Below are 16860 nucleotides of genomic sequence, written 5' to 3'. Positions count from 1 at the left end.
CCCGCACGGCACCCGACGCCGCGGGCACCGAGCCCGCCGCCTCCCCTGTGGGCACCTGGGCCGCCCAGGGGGCGGAACGGGTGGGCACAGCCACGGCCGCCGGCACCGCCAACGACGAGCGCTCCCCGTCCGACCCCCCGGCGAAGCCGGAATCCGAGGCCCCGGCGGAGCCCGAGGCACCCGCAGCGGAGCCCGCCGCCTCCCCTGTGGGCACCTGGGCCGCCCAGGGGGCGGAACGGGTGGGCACAGCCACGGCCGACGGCACCGCCAACGACGAGGGCTCCCCGTCCGACCTCCCGGCGAAGCCGGAATCCGAGGCCCCGGCGGAGCCCGAGGCACCCCCGGCGGAATCCGAGGCACCCGCAGCGGAGCCCGCGGCACCCCCGGCGGAGGCCGGTGTCCGCCCGGTCGGCAAGCCCGCCCTCGCTCTCGCCAAGCTCAGGACCAGGGCCCCCGCCCTCACCACCGCCTACAAGGCGGCAGGCGCGGCCCTCCGCAAGGCAGGGCAGAGCGGTGCCCGCGCCCGGGTCTACCTCGTGCTCGACCGGTCGGGGTCGATGCGGCCCCACTACAAGGACGGCTCCGCCCAGAACCTCGCCGACCAGGCCCTGGCCCTCGCCGCCCACACCGACCCCGGTGAGAACGGCACCGGCCCCTCGGTCCACGTGGTCTTCTTCTCGACCGACATCGACGGCACCGCCGACCTCACCCTCGACACCCACGAGAACCGCGTCGACGAACTGCACGCGTCCTACGGCCGCATGGGCCGCACCAGCTACCACCGCGCGATCGAAGAGGTCGTGGCCCACTACGAGAAGTCGGAGTCGGCCCGCACCGGCGAACCGGCCCTCGTGGTCTTCCAGACCGACGGCGCCCCGGACACCAAGGGCCCCGCCACCCAGGCCCTGGCCGACGCCGCCCGCCACCCCCTGTTCTTCTCCTTCGTCGCCTTCGGGGACAAGGACAGTAAGGCCTTCGACTACCTGCGCAGGCTCAAGGCGGACAACGCCGCGTACTTCCTCGCGGGCGAGGACCCGAGGGAACTCACCGACAAGGAGCTCTACGAGGGCATCCTCGCTGCCTGGCGGCCGGAGGGGTCGGCTCCGCACCGCGACCACGTGTGAGTCGATCTTCGTCGGGCCGTTAGGATTTCGACCATGGCGGCCACTGGATCCGAGAAGCAGGGGACGAGCGGGAACGCGAAGGCGTTCTACGTGTCGACCCCCATTTACTACGTCAACGACGCTCCTCACCTGGGCCACGCCTACACGACCGTCGCAGGCGACGTGCTCACGCGCTGGCACCGCCAGCGCGGCGAGAAGGTGTGGTACCTCACCGGCACGGACGAGCACGGTCAGAAGATCATGCGCACGGCCGAGGCGAACGGCGTCTCGCCTCAGGAGTGGTGCGACAAGCTCGTGGAGGAGGCCTGGCGGCCCCTCTGGGAGCACCTGAACATCGCGAACGACGACTTCATCCGCACCACGGAGAAGCGGCACACGGACCGCGTGCAGGAGTTCGTCCAGGATCTGTACGACAAGGGCGAGATCTACAAGGGCGGCTACGAGGGCCCGTACTGCGTCGGCTGCGAGGAGTACAAGCTCCCGGGCGAGCTCCTCGACGGCGAGGGCGAGTACGCGGGCGAGAAGCTCTGCCCGATCCACAAGAAGCCCGTCGAGCTGCTCAGCGAGGAGAACTACTTCTTCAAGCTGAGCGAGTACGGCGAGAAGCTGCTCGCCCTGTACGAGGCGAACCCCGGCTTCATCCAGCCCGAGTCCGCGCGCAACGAGGTCGTGAACTTCGTCAAGCAGGGCCTCCAGGACCTGTCGATCTCCCGGTCGACGTTCGACTGGGGCGTCAAGGTGCCCTGGGACGACAAGCACGTCATCTACGTGTGGGTCGACGCGCTCCTGAACTACGCGACGGCCGTCGGGTACAACGAGAACCCGGCCAAGTTCGACAGCACCTTCCCCGCGAACGTGCACCTCGTCGGCAAGGACATCCTGCGCTTCCACGCGGTCATCTGGCCCGCGATGCTGATGGCCCAGGGCCTGCCGCTGCCGGGCAAGGTCGCCGCCAACGGCTGGCTGATGGTCGGCGGCGAGAAGATGTCGAAGTCCAACCTGACGGGCATCAAGCCGCAGGACCTGACCTCGCACTTCGGCGTCGACGCCTACCGCTGGTACTTCCTGCGGGCGATCGCCTTCGGCCAGGACGGCTCGTTCTCCTGGGAGGACTTCACCGCCCGCTACACCAGCGAGCTGGCCAACGACTACGGCAACCTCGCCTCGCGCGTCGCCGCCATGGTCGGCAAGTACTTCGGCGGCGCGCTGCCCGCCGACGAGGCGCCCGGCGACGCCGAGCAGGCGGTCCGTGACGGTCTGGCCGCCGCGGTCGCGGAGGCCGACCGGCGCATGGGCGACGACCTCGACTTCCAGGGCGGCATCCTCGCCGTCTTCGACTTCGTGAAGCAGGTCAACGGCTACATCACGGAGCAGGAGCCCTGGAAGGTCGCCAAGGACGACTCGCCGGAGGGCCGGGCGCGCCTCGCGACCATCCTCTACACGGCCGCCGAGTCGCTCCGCGCGGTCGCGGTGCTCCTGAACCCCGTCATGCCCGAGACCTCCCAGAAGCTCTGGGACTCCCTCGGCGCGGAGGCCCCGCTGGGCGCCCTCGCCGAGCAGCGGGTCCAGGACGCCGGCACGTGGGGGCAGCTCCCGGCCGGGGCCACGGTCACCAAGGGCGCGGTGCTCTTCCCGCGCCTGGAGGAGCCCAAGCAGGCCTGATTCCCGTTTTGCGCGGGCGTCAGCGCCCGCCTATGCCTGCGTGTACGTGCCGATCAGCCGCGCGAGCTGCCTGCCCGCCGCTCGCAGCGGCTCCTCGCTGCGGCTCACCTGGGCGGTGACCTCCGCGCCCTCGAGCGCGCCGATGACGGTGGTGGCCACCTCACGGGCGTCCTGGTCGGTGAAGCCGCAGGCGCGGAGCTTCTCGGCGACGATCTTCTCCCAGCCGCGCAGGGCCTCCGCGCAGACCTGCTGGATCGCGGAGTCGGTGCCGAGGGTCTCCAGGGCCGCGGCCGTGACGGGGCAGCCGTCGACCCAGCCGGACTCCCGCAGCCCGCGGGCCAGTTCGACGGCGCAGGCCTCGACGGCGGCGGACGGGTCATCCTCGCCGCGGAGCGTGTCCTCGAGGAGCCAGGAGAACTCCTTCCCCGCATGCCGGAGCGCGGCCACGGCGACGGCCTCCTTGCCACCCGGGAAGAAGTGGTAGACGGAGCCGAGCGTGGCCTGGGCCTCGCCGGCGATCTGCTTGATGCCGGTGCCCACGTAGCCCTGCCGCTGGATGAGCCGCGCGGCGACCAGGACGATGCGCTCGCGCGTGCTGGGGGGCGCGCTGTAAAGACTCATCCGCTCACCTTACCCACTCTCTAAGTAGAGCGTTCGTTCTAGAGCTGTGCTACGTTCTGCCCCAGCGCTGAATAGAGCGCTCGTTCTAGTAACTTTACGTACTCACTGGGGGCACCCATGTCGCAATCCGTCACCGTCATCGGCCTCGGCCCCATGGGGCAGGCGATGGCCGCCGCGTATCTGGATCGGGGCTACGAGGTCACGGTCTGGAACCGCACCCCCTCCCGCGCGGACGCGCTCGTGGCGCGCGGCGCCGCGCTCGCGGCGAGCCCGGAAGAGGCCCTGCGCGCGAACCAGTTGGTGATCCTGAGCCTGATCGACTACGACGCGATGTACACGGCGTTCAAGGGCGCCGAGGAGGCCGTCGCCGGCCGGGTCCTGGTGAACCTCAGCTCGGACGTGCCGGAGAAGGCGCGCGCGGCGGCCGACTGGGTCGCGGGGCACGGCGGCACGCACCTCACGGGCGGCGTCCTGTCCCCGCCGCCGGGGATCGGCAGCCCGGACATGTCGACCTTCTACAGCGGCCCGCGCGAGGCGTACGAGACCTACCGCGCGGACCTGGAGGTCATCACGGGCAGGACCGACTACCGGGGCGAGGACCCGGGCCGGGCCGCCCTGATGTACCAGCTGAACATGGTGATCTTCTGGCCCGCGATGCTCGCGTACTGGCAGGCCGTCGCCCTCGCGGGCGCGCACGGCATCAGCGCCTCGGAGATCGCCCCGTACGCGGTCGACAACTACGCGGGCATGGGGCAGTTCATCGACTTCTACGCCCCCCGGATCGACGCCGGGAACCACGCGGGCGACGTGGACCGCGTCTCCATGGGCGTGGCGAGCATGGAGCACGTCGTCCACACGAACGCGGACGCGGGCGTGGACACGGCGTTCCCTGCGGCCGTGCTCGACGCCTTCCGGCGGGCCGCGGCGGCGGGCCGGGGCACGGACAGCTTCAGCAGCATGGTGGAGCTCCTGCGTGAACCGGCAGCCGACGCGTAGTCACGCCCGGTGACCGATTGAGCGGAGTCCCGTGCGATGTTCGCGCGCCGGAGCACGCGGCGCGCGGCACCGGCTCGTCGTCGGATCGCGCTCACCACCGGGTCAACACTGCTGCTGGGAGACGTGGTTGAGATCGCGGTCGAGAAGCCCCGTTCGGATTCAGATTACGTGACGCCCTTGCGTGTGCGAAAAAGCTAACCCTACGGTGTGTCACGCCTCGACCACACAGAGCAACACAGAGCAACGGCCCCGCCGCCCGCCTCCGACTCCACCACGACTCACTGGAGTTCCGCATGCACCGCAGCAGCGACACCGGCGACGACCACACATCTCCCTGGCAGTACACCCTGCACATCCCCAACGATCTCCGTGCCGTTCCCATCTGTCGCCGTACGCTCGGCGTCATCCTCAGCGCGCACGGCCTTTATCACCTCGCCGAGGCCGCCGAACTCGTCACCACCGAACTGGTGGCCAACGCCGTCACGCACACCAAGGGTCCCGCGGCCCTGCGCCTGCACTGGTCCGAAGCCGTGCTGCGCATCGAGGTGTGGGACGCGGACCCGACCCCGCCGCGACCACCCTCGCCTCCGGCGCAGGACGCCCTGCTGCCGGAGGCGGGCCGCGGCCTCGCCCTGGTGAAGGGGTGCGCGGACGGCTGGGGCTGGTACCACCTGGACAGTGCCCAGCTGTCGGACGGGGAGGGCAAGTTCGTCTGGTGCGAACTCACCGAGGCGGCGTGAGCTCGTGCCGTGAGCACACCGGACCAGGTGCGGGAAGTGAGGGGCGCCACAGTTTGCCCGTGGCTTGATCTGTGCGGCTCCGATGAGCCGTTGATCACTTCGTGATCGGCCTCACTTCGTCTTCACTCCGTCGCACGTACGCTTCACAACATGCCCACGAATCCCGCTTCCGAGAGCCGGCGGAGCCCTCGTACCTCCGCCGAGGTGAACGAGGAGATCCGTGCGCTGTGGCTGCGTTGCGGCGGGCGCCTGAGCACCGAGCAGCGGCGCGAGTACCAACGCCTCGTGACCGAGTGGGCGGCCGCCGAATCCCTGGCGCACAGCTCCCGGATCGCCCGCAGCACACAGGCGCACGGCGCCAAGCAGACGCACGGCGCTCCCGAACGCGCCGCCTGACCGCCCACAGACCCGTCACACCCGACCACGCTCCGTCACGTCCCGCTCGGCACCACGCAGTCCTTCGGCTGCGCCCGCCCCTCCGGCCACCCCAGGCCGACGAACCGCAGCTTCCGCGTACGGGGATCGAGCTCGACGACGGCCACCGGCTTGTCGTACGGATTTCCGGCGTTGGTCAGGCACACCCACCCACTGGTTCCGGCCACCCGGTGCGCGGACTCCAGGCGGGACCACTGCGCGGACACCCGCTCGCGCGGCGGCACCGTACCGGCCGACTGGGCGTTCGCCAGGAACACCGCCTGGGTGATCGTGCGCACCCCGTCGTGCACCAGCATGGTGCGGGAGTCGTCAAGATCGACCGGGCCGATGTCCCCGGCCTCCTCCCGCGCGACGAGCCGGCGCAGCTCCCGCAGCTCACGGCCGGGCTCGGCCAGGTGCGCGGGCGGGTTCTTCGCCCCGCGCGCCGCAGCCGACCAGGCGGCGGGGTGCCCCGGGGCCGTGTACTGCACGGTGACCGTGGGCTCCTTGGCGCCCTCGTCGCCCAGGAGCTTCTTCCAGTCCGCGTCGCTCATGTACCGGTCGAGGGTCGCCGCACCCGAACCGCTCACGACCTTGTACTTCTTGCCGTGGCACGGCACCTCCGCCAACTTGAGGGCGAAGAGCCGCAGATGGACGGGGCGCCCGGCGAAGTAGACGACCGTCGCCCGGGACTGGCAGATGTTGTGGCCGATCAGGGAGAAGTCGTTGCCGGTCTCCCCGGGGTCGCTGATCGACGGCGAGAGGAACTCCTGGTCCTTGGCACCGGCCCGGCCCGGCTCGTCACGGCTGAACGCCCGTGCCAGGGACGCGACATAGACGTCGTCCGGCCGGGTGTCCCTGACCAGGACGGTCTCGTCGTCGTTCAGGTCGCCGTGGAACGCGGCGAGCGCCTCGGCCTGCTGCCGGTTGGTGGGGATCACCCGTGCCAGGCCCCGGAAGCGCGGCGTCCGCTCGCGCCCCTCGGCGTTGGCGAGTTCGTCGGCGCTCGCACGGCTGATCAGGACGGGGATGCGCAGCTCGTTGGTGAGCCGGTCGACGGCGGCGACCGTGTTGCGCAGGCTCAGATTGAAGCCGGTGACCGCCCGCAGATTGTGCCGCGTGGAACTCGCGAGTGCGGCGAGCCGGTCCACGATCCGCTCCTGCTGGCCGTAGTTCCGGCCGGGGTTGGCGAGGACCAGGCGAAGGAGCGGCTTCTGCTCGGCGCGGTTCGCGCGGTACTGGGCGAGGTAGGCGCCCTGCACGTCGCTGCGGAGCTGCTTGCGTTCGGCGTCCGACTCCGGCTGGAGCGGCAGCATCATGGCGACCGTGATGTGCGGGCGGTCGTCCACCCGCCGGTTCTCCGCGGCGATCGCGGCGCTGACCGCGGTGATCTCCGGGGTGCCGAAGTCGTATCCGGAGCCGTTCACCCCTATGCACTCGCCGCCGTGCTTCTCCACGCCGTCGGCGCAGGTGTCCGGGCCGCCGACGCTCCGCGGTACGAGGATCGCCACCGCCGTCACCACCGCGGCGGCCGCCAGGATCGAGACGGCCTTCTTCAGGCGCGTCGCCCACAGGTGGTTGTACAGCCAGTTCAACACCGCGCCCGCCCTCTTCCGCCGTCGTACATCGCCGCCCCCTCCTGAACCCTCGGTCCACCGGCCCCCGCCCCCCGGTCGGACAACCGTCGTACCGCCGTGCGCTAGCCGAGATGCCGCGTGCACGTGCAGGCGCTCAGCGGCTGCCTCTCCTGCGCGAGTTGCGCCCACTCACCGGCCATGCGCGTGAGCACCTCCGTGCCCGGCATCTCCTCGTCCGTGAGCCGGTCGAGCAACTGCCGCCAGGTGCCCGCGAGCGCCTGGTCGACCGGGCGGGTCCGGTCCTCGTACACCCACACCGCGTGCAGCAGCCGGTCGATCCGGCGCCGCAGCCAGTCACCGCCCGACGGCGGGGCCTCCCCCAGGGCGCGCGCGTGCCGGTCGTCCGGCTCACCGGCCAGCGGGGCGGCGCAGGGCGCGCCCGCGATCGCGAGCAGCTCCGCGCACCACTCCCGCATCGAGCGCGTGCTGTCACGCAGCGGGAACGCACCGGTCAGATGGTCCACGGCGGCGTCCACGCCGCCCGCCGCGAGATGGTGGTGCGCGGCGTGCGCCGCCGCGGTGCCGCACTGGTCGTCGTCGGCGGCGGGGGAGCGGCTCGCGAAGTGATCGCGCAGCAGCAGATGATCGACCCGCCAGACACCGCCACGCACGCCTGTGCCACCGCCGGAACCGCCCGGGTCCTCGCCCGTGCCCCCGCCGGGACCGCCCCCGCCGCCAGAGCCCTCCCCTTCGTCGCCCACGCGCGCCCCGCGCGGCCCCCGCATCCCGTACAGCCGCCGCATCAGCAGATGCCGCAACCCCCGGTCACCGATGAAGTGGCGCGAACACCGCGGCCAGCCGTTGTCGGCGAGGAGTTCGTCGATGCGGTACGCGGACAGGCGCACGTCGCGCCCCTCCTGCCAGGACTGCATCAGCCACTGCGCGCACGGGCCGGTGTGCGCGACGGACAGATGGGTGAGCAGGTCGAGCCAGTGGTCGTGCTGCTCGGGCGGCAGTTCCTCGGGGAGCTGGCGGACGATGAGGTCGTCCAGGAGGAGGTCCGCCACGGGCACGGGGCGCCCCTCCGGCTCGTCCCGCGACCGCACGGGCGCGTCCAGGAGGTCCCAGTCGGTGAACGCGCCCGGCTCGCGCACCCGCAGCGCCGCGGCGCCCTCCCCGAGCCGGGTGACGAAGCGCGGCCGGCCGCCGCTGAGCCGGTGGATGCCGCTCTCGACCCGCAGCCGCGACGCGTGCTCCCCCGGCGGATGGCCGCCCAGGCCCCGCGTGCCGGCCGCGCCGCCCCGCCCGTGCCCCTGGAGCCGGGCGATCTCGTTGTTCTGCTGCTCGGTCGTCAGGGTGGGCATGCGCACGAGCAGGACCCCGCGCGCCGGGGCGACCAGGCCCGGTACGCCGCCCTCAGCGCGCCGCCAGCCGGGCAGCCCGCCGTCGGCGGGGCCCCAGGCCGTCACGGTGTCGGCGTCGGCGTCCGTCGAGCGGTACAGGAAACGGCCGCCGTCCGCGCGGCGGGCCGTCGCGCACACCACCACCCGGTCGTGGTGCCCGCTCTCGCGGTCGAGCAGGACGGGCCTGAGCAGCCGCCTGCCGAGGGCGTTGTCCGCGTGGTCGAGCAGCACGGCGGGGCGCCCGGCGCGCGCCATCCGCCCGCGCACCGACGCGTACGCGGCCTCCACGTCCTCGCGCAGCGCCCGGAACAGGAAGCTCTCGGCGTTGGCGCGCCCCTCGCCGCCCTGCTGGAAGTCCACGCTGAGGGCGTGCAGGCCGAGGCGCGGGTGTCCGGCCGCGCCCGAGTAGGCGCCGTAGCAGTCCTCCAGGGCCGCCCTGCCCTCGGAGGAGAGCCGCTCGAAGAGTTCGTCGAGGATGGCGGTGATGAGCGGTGTCGCCAGCGGCTGGGCGGCGAGCAGGGCCGCGAGCGCGGCGAGGTAGGCGCGGAACGCGCGGTGCAGGATCCCGCCCCAGAAGGAGCCGCGGGGCAGCAGGTCGTCGTGTCTGCGCACCTCTTCGAGGCCGGTGGCGGAGGCGGCCAGCGGGTCACCGGCGGCGACGGCCACCAGGCCCGCGTACAGGCGCGGCACCGGGATCGCGCCGCCGTCGCCGCCCCACGCCCCGAACTGCACCGCCAGCTCCCGCAGGGCCTCGGTGACGTCGGAGCGGGTGGTGGGGTGCTGGGCGGCGCGCTCGGCGTACACGGGGGCGGCGCAGTCCAGGTGGGCGGCGGGGACATGGCGTCCGAACTCCTCCCGTACGCAGCGCAGGAGCCGTCCCTTGCCCATGCCGGGGCCGCCGGTGAGCAGGACCACCGGCAGGTCGGGCCCGTACAGGAGCGGGCGGTTGCGTCCCTTGTGGGTCTTGCCGAGCAGCCGGGCGACCAGCCCGTCGTCGTCAAGGAGCTTGCCGAATCCCAGGTCGTCGGACACCGGCCCCCCGTTGCGTCCGTGCACGTGAGGTGTGCGCTTGATGAACTGTCAGGGTAGTGGAGTGATCAGGGAGTTGGAGTGGTGTTGCGCAGGAGGGGCCCGGGACCGTCACCGGTCCCGAGCCCCTCTGCCGTACGACGAGAGCTACTTGGCGCCCTGCTCCCCCGTGCCGGAGGCGTCCTTGCCGGAGGCGTCCGCGGCGGAAGCGCCGGAGGCGTCCTCCTTGGCGGAGACGATCTCGTGGCGGGCCGGGGCGGCCGGCTTGCGGAGCGCGATGTTCAGCTCCCGGAGGCGGGACTCCTCCAGCTCGGTCGGGGCGCCCATCATCAGGTCCTGGGCGTTGCCGTTGAGCGGGAAGGCGATCGTCTCGCGGATGTTCGGCTCGTCTGCGAGCAGCATCACGATGCGGTCGACACCGGGGGCGATGCCACCGTGCGGCGGGGCGCCGAGGCGGAACGCGCGCAGCATGCCCGCGAACTCCTGCTCGACCGTCTCCGCCGCGTAGCCCGCGATCTCGAAGGCCTTCAGCATGACCTCGGGCTCGTGGTTGCGGATGGCGCCGGACGACAGCTCGATGCCGTTGCAGACGATGTCGTACTGCCAGGCGAGGATGTCGAGCGGGTCCTTCTCCTGGAGGTCCTTCATGCCGCCCTGGGGCATGGAGAACGGGTTGTGGGAGAAGTCGATCTTCCCGGTGTCCTCGTCCTTCTCGTACATCGGGAAGTCGACGATCCAGCAGAACCGGAAGACGTCCTCCTCGAAGTGCCCGGCGCGCTTGGCGGCCTCGACGCGCACCGCGCTCATGATCTTCGAGACGTCGTCGAACTCGCCCGCGCCGAAGAAGACGGCGTGGCCGGGGGCCAGCGCGAGGCGCTTGGTCAGCTCCTCCACGTCGCCCGCGGTGAGGAACTTGGCGATCGGGCCCGCGAACGCGCCGTCCTCGCCGACCCGGATCCAGGCCAGGCCCTTCGCGCCGTGCTCGACGGCGTACTCACCGAGGCCGTCGAAGAACTTGCGGGACTGCCCGGCGGTGTCCGGCACCGGCAGGGCGCGCACGTGCTTGCCCGCGAACGCCTTGAACTCCGAGTCCGCGAAGACGTCGGTGATGTCGACGAGTTCGAGCTTGGCGCGCAGGTCGGGCTTGTCGTTGCCGTACTTCAGCATCGACTCGCGGAACGGGATGCGCGGGAACGGCGAGGTGACCTCACGGCCGCCGCCGAACTCCGTGAACAGCTCCGTCATCAGCTTCTCGATGGGCTGGAAGACGTCCTCCTGCTCGACGAAGGACATCTCCACGTCGAGCTGGTAGAACTCGCCCGGCGAGCGGTCCGCGCGGGCGTCCTCGTCGCGGAAGCACGGCGCGATCTGGAAGTACCGGTCGAAGCCGGAGATCATGAGGAGCTGCTTGAACTGCTGCGGGGCCTGCGGCAGGGCGTAGAACCGGCCCGGGTTCAGGCGGGAGGGGACCACGAAGTCGCGCGCGCCCTCGGGGGAGGTCGCGGTGAGGATCGGCGTCGCCATCTCGTTGAAGCCGAGGGCCACCATCTTCGAGCGGATCGAGGCGATCACGGCGCTGCGCAGCATGATGTTGCGGTGCATGCGCTCGCGGCGCAGGTCCAGGAAGCGGTACTCCAGGCGGCGCTCCTCGTTCACGCCGTCCTCGGCGTTGATCGTGAAGGGCAGCGGGGCGGCCGCGCCGAGCACCTCGACCTCGACGGCCTCGATCTCGATCTCGCCGGTGGGCAGCTCCGGGTTCACGTTCTCCGCGCCGCGCGAGACGACCTTGCCGTCGACACGGACGACCGTCTCCTTGGAGAGCTTGTCCAGGGTCTCGGCCGCGGCGGTGCCGGGGCGTGCGACGAGCTGCGTGATCCCGTAGTGATCACGGATATCGATGAAGAGGATGCCGCCCAGGTCGCGCCGATTGTGCAGCCATCCGCTCAGCCGGACGTCGGTGCCGACGTCAGAGGCCCGGAGCTCACCGCACGTGTGCGACCTGTACCGATGCATCGTCGTTCATCCAGTCTTTCGGAATCGGGGGAGCCCGCCCGGAAGGTGCCCCGGACCGGCGTGCAGGAGGTGCTGGCTGTCAAGGCTACCGTCCGGTGGAAGATCACTTCCCCTCGTATATGCCCGACCCGTACACGGCCGACCACGGTGACGGAGGGGAGGGAGGGGACAGAGGGGAGAGAGGGCACAGCCGTGCGGACGGGACGGAGGGTGCGGACGGGACGGACATACGGTGGCGAGCGGCGCATCACTGTTCCTACAGTGATGCAATGCGCACCGATGAGCCCCGTGAGCAGGTGGCGGACGGTCCCCTGCCGCCGGGACGGGACTCCTTGCAGCCCGTGGAGGACTCCCTGCCCCCCGCCGGGGACTCGCTGCCGCCCGTCGACGAGGTGCTCGCGGCGGTCGCGACCGGCCTGTGGCGCTGGGACAACGCCACCGGGATCGTCACCCTGGACGCCGAGGCGGCCCGGCTGCTCGGGCTGCCCCCGCACGCCCGGATCACCACCGAGGCGGCGGTGCGCTCCCGGTTCCACCCGGTCGACTGGAACGAGATCCACGGCATCGTGCAGCTCGCCGTCGCCGAGGACACCCTCGCCGAGGCCCGGCTGCGGATCATGGACGAGCAGGGCCGCCGCGTGCTGCGCACGGTGCGCAGCCGCACCAGGCCGATCGTGCACGAGGAGGCGAACACCTACGAGCTGATCGGCACCCTCCAGGAGGTCGGTGAGCCCGCGCCCGGCGCCGCCGCCCGCGCGCCGGTCACCGGCGACTGGCGGCGCTCCCGGGAGGCCTTCCTGCTCGACGCGGGCCGCGCGCTCGCGGAGGCGCGCTCCACGGAGGAGGTCCTCCGGGTGGCCGCGGGCCTGTCGATGCCCGGCTTCTCGCCCGACGGGCTCGCCGTCTTCGGGGCCAGGGCGGACCGCCTGACCGTGGTCGGCCACCACGGGCACCACGGTTTCGGTGACGACGACCCGCTGGCCTCCATGCCCCTGGACACGGAGTACCCGGCCACCGAGGTGCTGCGCACCGGCCGCGCGGTCTACCTCTCCTCCCCTGAGGAGTACCGCCGCCGCTATCCGACCACCTGGCCCCTGGTCTCGCGCTTCGAGCGGCGGTCGTGGGCCTTCCTGCCGCTGACCGTCGCGGGCCGCACGATGGGCGCGTGGATGGCCGCGTTCACGTACCCCGTGTCGTTCACTCCCGACGAGCGCTCCGTCCTGACGACGGTCGCCCGAATGCTGGCGCAGGCCCTCTCGCGGGCCGGGGTCGCGGAGTCGGAGCGGGAGCTGACCGACGGCCTCCAGCGCTCCATGCTGCCGATGCTCGGCCCGGAGATCCCCGGCATGAGCGTGGCCGCGCGCTATGTGCCGACGGGTGGCGGCCTCCAGGTCGGCGGTGACTGGTACGACGTGATCCCGCTGCCCAGCGGCCGCATCGCCTTCGTCATCGGCGACGTACAGGGCCACGACGTGCGGGCGGCGGGACTCATGGGCCAGCTCCGCATCGCCCTGCGTGCGTACGCCTCCGAGGGGCACCGCCCGGACGCGGTGCTCTCCCGCGCGACGCGCTTCCTGTCCGGCGTCATGGACGGCACCGCCTACGGCTCGACGGACAGCCGCGAGGGCCCCGACAGCCGCGACAGCCGCGACAGCCGCGACGAGATGGCCGGGGACCCGCGCTTCGCGACGTGTCTCTACGTAGAGGCCGATCCCACGACCGGTGTCCTGGAGATCGCCCGCGCGGGCCACCCCGAACCCGTCATACGCATGAGTGACGGAACGGTTCTGCAGAGGCCTATCGCGGGCGGCCTGCCCCTTGGCATCGACCCGGATGCCGACTACCCCACGACCCGGCTCGTCCTCGACGCGGGCGAGACGATGCTGATCTGCACGGACGGCCTGATCGAGACCGGCGGCCACGACCTGGAGACGGGCTGGGCCCGCATCCGGGACGTCCTGGAACGGGACGGACACGAGGCAGGGCTGTACGAAACCGAGTCCTACGAAGCACGGCCGCACGAAACAGCGCCCTACGAAGCACAGCCGCACGAAACCAAGCCCTACGAAGCACAGCCGCACGAAACCAAGCCCTACGAAGCGCAGGCGGCCGACAGCGACAGCCTGGAGGCACTCGCCGACGCCCTCGTGCAGGCCGTGCACGGGCCGTCCTCGCACCACACCACGGGCCCGCTGGCCGACCGCAGGGAGGACGACATCGCCGTACTCCTGCTGCGCCGCACCCACCGCCCCGAACAGAGCGCGCGCACCCGCCGCACGATGCTGACCATCGCCCAGGCCGAGCCGGAGCGCGTCGCGGGCGCCCGCAGCCATCTGCGGTCCCTGCTGCACGACTGGGCGGACCCCGACCAGGTCGACTCGGCGGTCCTGCTGGTCTCCGAGATGATCACCAACGTCCTGGTGCACACGGACGGCGACGCGCTCCTGGTCGCGGAGGTCACCGGCGAGGAGGGCACGCGCAGGCTCCGCGTGGAGGTCTCCGACAGCAGCGACGACCTGCCGCACAAGCGCAGGCCCGGCGAGCTGGCGTCCTCCGGCCGCGGCCTGGTGCTCATGGAGCTGCTCGCGCACCGGTGGGGGGTGGACCCCCGGGGCGAGGGCAAGAGCATCTGGTTCGAACTGTACGAGGAGTCGGGGAGCCCCGGGGAGACGGCCGCGTAGCCCTGGCGCGGCTGCCCCGACGACGCGGCTGCCCCGGCGGAGCAGCCGTCCCGGCGACGCGGCCGACGCGGCGACACAGCCGACCCGGCAGAACAGCCGTCCCGGCGACGCAGCCGACCCGGCGACACAGCCGACCCGGCAAAGCAGCCGTCCCGGCGACGCGGCCGACGCGGCGACACAGCCGACCCGGCAGAACAGCCGTCCCGGCGGAGCAGTCGACCCCGGCGACACCAGCCGACCCGGCGGAGCAGCCACTCGGCGACACCAGCCGACCCGACGCCCGGGCCGACGACCCGGCGCCCGGACCGACAACCCGGCGGAGCAGCCGACCCGACGCCCGGGCCGAAGACCCGGCGGAGCAGCCGACCCGGCGCCGGGGCCCTTACGCGGTGCCGGGCCCCCCATAGCGCACGCGCATCTCAGAGACGACCCCGAACGCGGCGGCCGTCAGGGGCACGGCGAGCAGCATCCCGATGATCCCGGCGACGGACGCGCCCGCGGTGATGGCCAGCATCACCACCGCCGGATGCATCTGCACGGTGCGGCTCTGGATCATCGGCTGGAGCACGTGCCCTTCGAGGACCTGCACGGCGAGGACCACGCCCAGTGCCCACAGGGCGATGACGAGTCCGCGGTCGGCGAGCGCGACGAGCACGGCGATGGCACCGGAAAGGAACGCCCCCAGGTAGGGGATGTAGGCGCCCACGAAGACAAGGGCGCCGAGCCCGGCGGCGCCCGGCACGCGCAGGATCAGCAGGCCGACGGTGATGCACACGGCGTCGATGAGCGCGATGACCGTGGTCCCGCGCATGAAGCCCTCGACGGCCGTGAACGCACGCCGAGCCATCGCCTCGACGGTGTCGGCGGAGGACGCGGGCACCAGGGAGCGCAGGGCGCCCGCGGTCTTGTGGGAGTCCCGCAGGAAGAAGAAGACGAGCAGCAGCGCGAGCACGGCGGTGGCGATCATCTCGCCGACGACGCTGATCCCGCTGACGACGCCGGAGGCGGCCGTACCGCCGAACTTGCCGAGCAGGTCCTTGGCGTTGGACGCGAGGTCGTCCAGGGAGGTGCCGGCCGCGCTGAAGTGCTTCGACAGGTCGACGGCGGCCTGCTTCAGGGACGCGATGATCTGGTCGCCGGTGTCGATGAGGGCCCTGACGACGATGTACGTGGCTCCGCCGACGACGGCGAGGACGGCCGCGCAGGTCAGGCCGGCGGCGAGGGAGCGCTGGACGTGCATCCGCACGAGCCGCCGGTACAGCGGCCCGAGCAGCGCCGTCCCGAGCAGCGCGAGCAGCACGGGCGTCACGGCCGTCTTCAGGACCGTGCACAGCCACACGCCGACGCCTGCGACACCGGCGACGAGCAGCACGACCAGGCACCAGGCGGCGAGCCGCCGCACGGCTTCGGGCAGAAGGGTATGCACGGGACCACCCGAGCACAGGAGTACGGCCCGCGCATGCGCTGCGTAGGCCGTACGGCGGTGCTCACGCACCACCCTCCTGTGGACGTCGTTTCTCCTGTGGGCACCGCCCTCGGCGGGCTACATGCCGTGAACGGCGGGAACCGATCCCAGCAGACCCTTCTGGAAGTCCTCGAAGGCCTGCTGCAGCTCCGCGCGGGTGTTCATCACGAACGGCCCGTAGTGCGCCATGGGCTCCCGGATGGGCTGCCCGCCGAGGAGCACGACCTCCAGGTCGGGCGTGTGCCCGTCCTGCTTCTCGTCCGCCCGGACGGTCAGCGAGGACCCGGCCCCGAACACGGCGGTCTGCCCGAGCTCGACGGGCCGCCGCTCGGCGCCCACGGTGCCGCGCCCGGCAAGCACGTACGCGAGCCCGTTGAAGTCCTGGCGCCAGGGCAGGGTGACCTCGGCGCCCGGCCGCACGGTCGCGTGGATCATGGTGATCGGCGTGTGCGTGATGCCGGGACCCTCGTGCCCGTCCAGCTCACCGGCGATGACCCGGAGCAGCGCGCCACCGTCCCCGGTGGTCAGGAGCTGCACCTGGCCGCCGCGAATGTCCTGATAGCGGGGGTCCATCATCTTGTCCTTGGCGGGCAGGTTCACCCAGAGCTGGAGCCCGTGGAAGAGCCCGCCGGACGTGACGAGCGACTCCGGCGGCGCCTCGATGTGCAGCAGCCCGGACCCGGCGGTCATCCACTGGGTGTCGCCGTTCTGGATGGTGCCGCCGCCACCGTTGGAGTCCTGGTGGACGAAGGTGCCGTCGATCAGGTACGTCACGGTCTCGAAGCCGCGGTGCGGGTGCCACGGGGTGCCCTTGGGCTCCCCTGCGGCGTACTCCACCTCGCCCATCTGATCCATCATGATGAACGGGTCGAGGTACTTGTAGTTGATCCCGGCGAAGGCGCGGCGCACCGGGAACCCTTCGCCCTCGAAGCCGCTCGGGGCGGTCTTCACGGCGAGTACGGGGCGTGCCACGGCGTCGGCCGGTGCGACCACCTTGGGCAGGGTCAGCGGGTTCTCGACGGTCACTGCAGGCATGAGTGGGACCTCCTTGTACGCTCAGGTTAGTTGAACGTAGAACTTTCTGCCACCTGGAACACGGAACGCCCGGAGGGCATTCCCTCCGGGCGTTCCGGTG

At 71.9% G+C, this 16860-nt stretch carries 12 protein-coding genes; 6 read left to right on the top strand and 6 right to left on the bottom strand.

The annotated features are described in order from the left end of the window. Both GPA10_RS30705 and metG read left to right on the top strand, forming a co-directional pair. The coding region (locus GPA10_RS30705) for a VWA domain-containing protein (protein WP_246260087.1) at window positions 1–1124 on the top strand (1124 nt) is incomplete at its 5' end. A 33-nt stretch (window positions 1125–1157) separates the two neighbouring features. After that, a complete protein-coding gene (metG, locus tag GPA10_RS30700; RefSeq protein WP_058850140.1) occupies window positions 1158–2786 on the top strand; it encodes a methionine--tRNA ligase in 1629 nt (542 codons plus the stop codon). 30 nt (window positions 2787–2816) lie between these two features. Here the strand turns inward: metG and GPA10_RS30695 are convergent, their stop codons facing one another. After that, entirely contained in the window at window positions 2817–3407 is a 591-nt protein-coding gene (locus GPA10_RS30695) for a TetR/AcrR family transcriptional regulator (protein ID WP_157168298.1), read from the bottom strand. Window positions 3408–3524: 117 nt separating this feature from the next. Between GPA10_RS30695 and GPA10_RS30690 the strand changes: the two genes are divergently transcribed. The 3 genes from GPA10_RS30690 (at window position 3525) to GPA10_RS30680 (ending at window position 5539) form a co-directional block, all read left to right on the top strand. Further along, on the top strand, window positions 3525–4403 hold the full coding sequence (locus tag GPA10_RS30690) for an NAD(P)-dependent oxidoreductase (RefSeq protein WP_157168297.1): 879 nt from the start codon (window positions 3525–3527) through the stop codon (window positions 4401–4403). A gap of 293 nt (window positions 4404–4696) precedes the next feature. After that, complete coding sequence (locus tag GPA10_RS30685) at window positions 4697–5143, top strand: ATP-binding protein (RefSeq protein ID WP_157168296.1); 447 nt, start codon at window positions 4697–4699, stop codon at window positions 5141–5143. Window positions 5144–5293: 150 nt separating this feature from the next. Then, window positions 5294–5539: a hypothetical protein gene (locus GPA10_RS30680; RefSeq protein ID WP_058850136.1), complete on the top strand. Its 246-nt coding sequence runs from the start codon at window positions 5294–5296 to the stop codon at window positions 5537–5539. Between the two features lie 35 nt (window positions 5540–5574). On the opposite strand, the gene GPA10_RS30675 is transcribed toward GPA10_RS30680, so the two are convergent. From GPA10_RS30675 to aspS, 3 genes are all read right to left on the bottom strand, one after another. After that, entirely contained in the window at window positions 5575–7155 is a 1581-nt protein-coding gene (locus GPA10_RS30675; RefSeq protein ID WP_343041500.1) for an ABC transporter substrate-binding protein, read from the bottom strand. Window positions 7156–7256: 101 nt separating this feature from the next. After that, the gene (locus tag GPA10_RS30670; RefSeq protein ID WP_343041499.1) at window positions 7257–9569 is read right to left on the bottom strand and encodes a DEAD/DEAH box helicase family protein; all 2313 of its coding nucleotides are present in this window, start codon (window positions 9567–9569) and stop codon (window positions 7257–7259) included. 144 nt (window positions 9570–9713) lie between these two features. Then, window positions 9714–11579: an aspartate--tRNA ligase gene (gene aspS / locus GPA10_RS30665; protein WP_157168295.1), complete on the bottom strand. Its 1866-nt coding sequence runs from the start codon at window positions 11577–11579 to the stop codon at window positions 9714–9716. A gap of 269 nt (window positions 11580–11848) precedes the next feature. Between aspS and GPA10_RS30660 the strand changes: the two genes are divergently transcribed. Further along, window positions 11849–14260, top strand: a complete 2412-nt coding sequence (locus GPA10_RS30660; protein WP_246260084.1) for an ATP-binding SpoIIE family protein phosphatase — start codon at window positions 11849–11851, stop codon at window positions 14258–14260. A 382-nt stretch (window positions 14261–14642) separates the two neighbouring features. Here the strand turns inward: GPA10_RS30660 and GPA10_RS30655 are convergent, their stop codons facing one another. Together GPA10_RS30655 and GPA10_RS30650 are read right to left on the bottom strand one after the other, a co-directional pair. Then, window positions 14643–15686 carry an AI-2E family transporter gene (locus GPA10_RS30655; protein ID WP_058850191.1) on the bottom strand — a complete coding sequence of 348 codons (1044 nt, stop codon included), beginning with the start codon at window positions 15684–15686 and terminating at the stop codon, window positions 14643–14645. A 117-nt stretch (window positions 15687–15803) separates the two neighbouring features. Next, window positions 15804–16760: a pirin family protein gene (locus GPA10_RS30650; protein WP_058850132.1), complete on the bottom strand. Its 957-nt coding sequence runs from the start codon at window positions 16758–16760 to the stop codon at window positions 15804–15806. Between the last annotated feature and the right edge of the window lie 100 nt (window positions 16761–16860).

It is taken from the genome of Streptomyces typhae, assembly GCF_009755605.1.
Classification (GTDB): Bacteria; Actinomycetota; Actinomycetes; order Streptomycetales; family Streptomycetaceae; genus Streptomyces; species Streptomyces typhae.
The sequence above is the reverse complement of the archived record's forward strand: the minus strand, read 5'-3'. Positions and strand labels throughout refer to the sequence as shown.

What these genes read in the sequence shown, in the direction of transcription:
- metG (WP_058850140.1), top strand. Translation starts at nt 1,158, where the DNA reads ATGGCGGCCACTGGATCCGAGAAGCAGGGGACGAGCGGGAACGCGAAG.
- GPA10_RS30695 (WP_157168298.1), bottom strand. Translation starts at nt 3,407, where the DNA reads ATGAGTCTTTACAGCGCGCCCCCCAGCACGCGCGAGCGCATCGTCCTG.
- GPA10_RS30690 (WP_157168297.1), top strand. Translation starts at nt 3,525, where the DNA reads ATGTCGCAATCCGTCACCGTCATCGGCCTCGGCCCCATGGGGCAGGCG.
- GPA10_RS30685 (WP_157168296.1), top strand. Translation starts at nt 4,697, where the DNA reads ATGCACCGCAGCAGCGACACCGGCGACGACCACACATCTCCCTGGCAG.
- GPA10_RS30680 (WP_058850136.1), top strand. Translation starts at nt 5,294, where the DNA reads ATGCCCACGAATCCCGCTTCCGAGAGCCGGCGGAGCCCTCGTACCTCC.
- aspS (WP_157168295.1), bottom strand. Translation starts at nt 11,579, where the DNA reads ATGCATCGGTACAGGTCGCACACGTGCGGTGAGCTCCGGGCCTCTGAC.
- GPA10_RS30660 (WP_246260084.1), top strand. Translation starts at nt 11,849, where the DNA reads ATGCGCACCGATGAGCCCCGTGAGCAGGTGGCGGACGGTCCCCTGCCG.
- GPA10_RS30650 (WP_058850132.1), bottom strand. Translation starts at nt 16,760, where the DNA reads ATGCCTGCAGTGACCGTCGAGAACCCGCTGACCCTGCCCAAGGTGGTC.